Below are 4,239 nucleotides of genomic sequence, written 5' to 3'. Positions count from 1 at the left end.
CCGTTCCTCGACTCTATCGACCCGCTCATCGCGCTATTTCAGGTAGGCTATCGCAACCGTTTTCATCATCCGAACGCGGGTGTGTTCGAACGTTACAAGGCACGGCACATCGAGCTTGCGCGCAGCGATGCGGACGGCGCGGCGCGGGTCGACGTCAGCCCGGGTTTGAGCCCAGGTCTCGATCCGAACGCCGGACCCGAGGGAAGCCCGGGAGTCAGCGCGGGGTTGAACGGCGCCGCGCTGACGCTCGAGCGCTATCGCGACACGCAGCACCGCTACTGGATGGATCGCTGATAGATTGCCGGCCGCACAGATAGAACAAATGCGCCGCTGGGCTCGGAGCCTGCACGAAAAGCCAGGCCCAAAGCCCGAGCGCTAAAACAGAACGGAGATAGTCGCAGTTGAAAAACATCATCCACTTCTCGCATGCGAACGGTTTCCCGGCGTCGACGTACCGGACGATCTTCGCCGAACTCGCCGACGACTACGAATTGCGCTCCATCGAGCGCATCGGCCACGACGCGCGTTATCCGGTCACGCAGGATTGGCCGCATCTGGTCGAGCAGTTGCTCGACGACGTCGGTCGTACCTACGAACGGCCGGTATGGCTGGTCGGCCATTCGCTGGGCGGCTATCTGTCGCTGATGGCCGCGTTGAAAAAGCCGCAGTGGGTAAAAGGCGTGGTGATGCTCGATTCGCCTGTGATCGCCGGCTGGCGCAGCAGCATGCTGCGGGTGTCACAATGGACCGGACTCGACGAGCGGCTTTCGCCCGCGGCCGCTACCCGCGCGCGCCGCACGCAATGGGCTAGCCGCGACGAGGCGTGGCGGCACTTTCATTCGAAGCCGGCGTTCGCGCGTTGGGACGAGCGGATGCTGTCCGATTACATCGACTTCGGCATTCCGCAGAGCTCGCCCGACGGCGGCCGGTCGCTCGCTTTCGACCGGCGCACGGAGTATCAGATATATAAGACCTTGCCCCATACGCTTGGGCCGCGTCTTGCGCGCGGTGCCCCGGTGCCGGTGGGGTTCATCGCCGGCACGCATTCCAGGGAGGTGCGCCAGGCGGGTCTGGACGCCACTCGCCGCGCGACGGGCGGTCATGTGGAATGGATCGAAGGCAGCCATCTGTATCCAATGGAAAAACCGCTTGAAACTGCGCGCGCAGTGCAGCGGATGCTGCGCGAACTGGAGCGGGGGGCTTAAAGCCCATGCGCTTCGCCTCGCGCGAGTGCATCGGCGGTGGCACGCTTGTAGGTGGCCCCCGCGCGGGCAGCGGTGGCGGCGCGGCCTGCTAATGCGGTTGGGCGCCGCCGCGAAAACAGTGCATGATCGGCGCACGGCGATTGCCGCCGCCATAGCATCGGTGCATGCAGATGTCGCTCGGATTTTGCTGGGTTGAGACCTGCTTTACGGTATAATCCGTTTTTCCCGCGAGCATCCAGCGATGACCAAATATGTTTTCGTCACCGGCGGCGTAGTATCTTCCCTCGGCAAGGGTATTGCCGCCGCTTCCCTCGCCGCGATCCTCGAATCGCGCGGTCTTAGAGTCACCCTCCTCAAGCTCGATCCCTACATCAACGTCGACCCCGGCACGATGAGCCCGTTTCAACACGGCGAAGTGTTCGTAACGGAAGACGGAGCGGAGACTGACCTCGATCTCGGCCACTATGAGCGCTTCATCAGCACGAAGATGCGCAAGGCCAACAACTTCACCACAGGCCAGATTTACGAATCGGTTATCCGCAAGGAACGCCGCGGCGATTATCTCGGCAAGACGGTGCAGGTCATTCCGCACATTACCAACGAAATCCAGGCGTTCATCGAACGCGGCGCAGCTTCTGCGACGTGTGGTGAGCCGGATGTCGCGATCGTCGAAGTGGGCGGCACCGTGGGCGACATCGAATCGCTGCCGTTCCTTGAGGCCGCGCGTCAGATGAGCCTGCGCATGGGCCGCAACAGCGCGTGCTTCGTGCACCTCACGCTGGTGCCCTGGGTCGCCACCGCAGGCGAGCTGAAAACCAAGCCCACGCAACACAGCGTGCAGAAGCTGCGCGAAATCGGTATCTCGCCGCACGTTCTGCTGTGCCGCGCCGACCGCCCGATTCCGGACGACGAGCGCGCGAAGATTTCGATGTTCTCGAACGTGCCCGAAGACGCGGTGATTTCCGTGTGGGACGCCGACAGCATCTACAAGATTCCGCAGATGCTGCACGACCAGGGTCTGGACGCGATCATCTGCGAAGAGCTCAAGCTCACGCCGAAGTCGGCCGATCTGTCGATGTGGTCGAACCTCGTCGAGAAGCTCGAACACCCGCAGCACGAAGTCACGATCGGCATGGTCGGCAAGTATGTCGATCTGACCGAGTCGTACAAGTCGCTGATCGAAGCGTTGCGCCATGCGTCGATGCATACGTCGACCAAGGTCAACATCCAGTACATCGATTCGGAAGAAGTTGAGACGCAAGGCGTCGAAAGCCTCAAGCATCTCGATGCGGTGCTCGTGCCGGGTGGCTTCGGCCGTCGTGGCACCGAAGGCAAGATTGCCGCGATCCGCTATGCGCGTGAAGCGAAGGTGCCGTATCTGGGCATCTGCCTCGGCATGCAGCTGGCCGTGATCGAATTTGCCCGCGACGTGGTCGGCCTGAAGAATGCGAACAGCACCGAGTTCGATCAGGAAACCGAGAACCGCGTGGTTGCACTGATCACCGAGTGGTACGACCGCGAAGGCAAGGTCGAGAAGCGCACCGAAGAGTCGGATCTGGGCGGCACGATGCGCCTCGGTTCGCAACGTTGCCCGATCAAGCCCGGCACGATGGCCGAAGAGATCTATGGCAAGGACGTGAACGAACGCCATCGCCACCGTTATGAAGTCAATAACCGCTTCGTGCCCCAGCTCGAAGCTGGCGGGCTTATCATCAGCGCCCGTACCCCGAGTGAAGATCTGCCGGAGATGATGGAATTGCCGCGCAGCATGCACCCGTGGTTCGTCGGCGTGCAGTTCCACCCGGAATTCACGTCCACGCCGCGTGACGGCCACCCGCTGTTCAAGTCGTTCGTCGAAGCGGCGCTTGCACATCAACAGTCGCACGCGGTGAATGAAGTTGGGGAGAAAGCATGAAACTGGGCGATTTCGAAATCGGGCTCGACAAGCCGTTTTTCCTGATCGCAGGCACCTGTGTCGTCGAATCCGAACAGATGACGATCGACACGGCAGGCCGGCTGAAGGAAATCTGCGCGAAGCTGAACATTCCGTTCATCTACAAATCGTCGTACGACAAGGCCAACCGCAGCAGCGGCAAGTCGTTCCGCGGTCTGGGCATGGACGAAGGTTTGCGCATCCTGTCGGAAGTGAAGCGTCAGCTCGGTTTGCCGGTACTGACCGATGTGCATGCCGAGCACGAGATCGAGCAGGTTGCGTCGGTGGTCGACGTCCTGCAAACGCCTGCTTTTCTGTGCCGTCAAACCGACTTCATCCATGCTTGCGCGCGTTCGGGCAAACCGGTCAACATCAAGAAAGGCCAGTTTCTCGCACCGCACGACATGAAGAATGTGATCGACAAGGCGCGTGATGCAGCGCGTGAAGCAGGTCTCTCGGAAGACCGTTTCATGGCGTGCGAACGCGGCGTGTCGTTCGGCTATAACAACCTCGTGTCGGACATGCGATCGCTTGCGATCATGCGCGAAACCAACGCGCCGGTCGTGTTCGACGCCACCCACTCGGTGCAGTTGCCGGGCGGGCAGGGCACGAGCTCGGGCGGTCAGCGCGAATTCGTGCCGGTGCTGGCGCGTGCCGCAGTGGCGACGGGTGTGGCGGGTCTCTTCATGGAAACCCATCCGAAGCCTTCGGAAGCCAAGTCGGACGGCCCGAACGCGGTGCCGTTGCATCGTATGGCCGATCTGCTCGAAACGCTTGTTACGCTGGATCAGGCCGTCAAGCGCGCGCCGTTCCTCGAAAGCGATTTCAACTGATTCAGGCATTCGCGGCGTGTCACGATCGGGCTGCACAATGGGCTCGGTCGGCATGCGGCGAATGCACGCAATGGTCGTCGAAAGCATCAGGGCGCGTGGTGTGCTGGGGAGACCGGTCCTCTGCATGGGACCGGAGCGCGCTGCGTGGGACCGGAGTAAGTGCTGAAGCACTAACTCCGGATCGACACAGTTTCACAGTAAAGAATTCAACGTCATTTCTTGAGGAAACCATGAGTGCTATCGTAGATATCATCGGTCGAGAGATTCT

At 61.4% G+C, this 4,239-nt stretch carries 3 protein-coding genes and 1 pseudogene; all 4 read left to right on the top strand.

All coding sequences use genetic code 11. The features are described from left to right. A pseudogene (locus tag VFE81_RS09720) lies at positions 1-294 on the top strand (competence protein ComEC); the annotation flags it as partial. A gap of 107 nt (positions 295-401) precedes the next feature. After that, positions 402-1,205, top strand: a complete 804-nt coding sequence (locus tag VFE81_RS09715) for an alpha/beta hydrolase (protein ID WP_325044389.1) — start codon at positions 402-404, stop codon at positions 1,203-1,205. Between the two features lie 241 nt (positions 1,206-1,446). Next, a complete protein-coding gene (locus VFE81_RS09710) occupies positions 1,447-3,120 on the top strand; it encodes a CTP synthase (protein WP_325044388.1) in 1,674 nt (557 codons plus the stop codon). Next, positions 3,117-3,971, top strand: a complete 855-nt coding sequence (kdsA, locus tag VFE81_RS09705) for a 3-deoxy-8-phosphooctulonate synthase (RefSeq protein ID WP_097389693.1) — start codon at positions 3,117-3,119, stop codon at positions 3,969-3,971. The genes VFE81_RS09710 and kdsA overlap by 4 nt, the downstream gene beginning before the upstream one ends. Positions 3,972-4,239 lie beyond the last annotated feature (268 nt).

This window comes from Paraburkholderia sp. (assembly GCF_035656215.1).
GTDB lineage: Bacteria > Pseudomonadota > Gammaproteobacteria > Burkholderiales > Burkholderiaceae > Paraburkholderia.
This window is presented reverse-complemented; position numbering and strand designations above follow the sequence as displayed.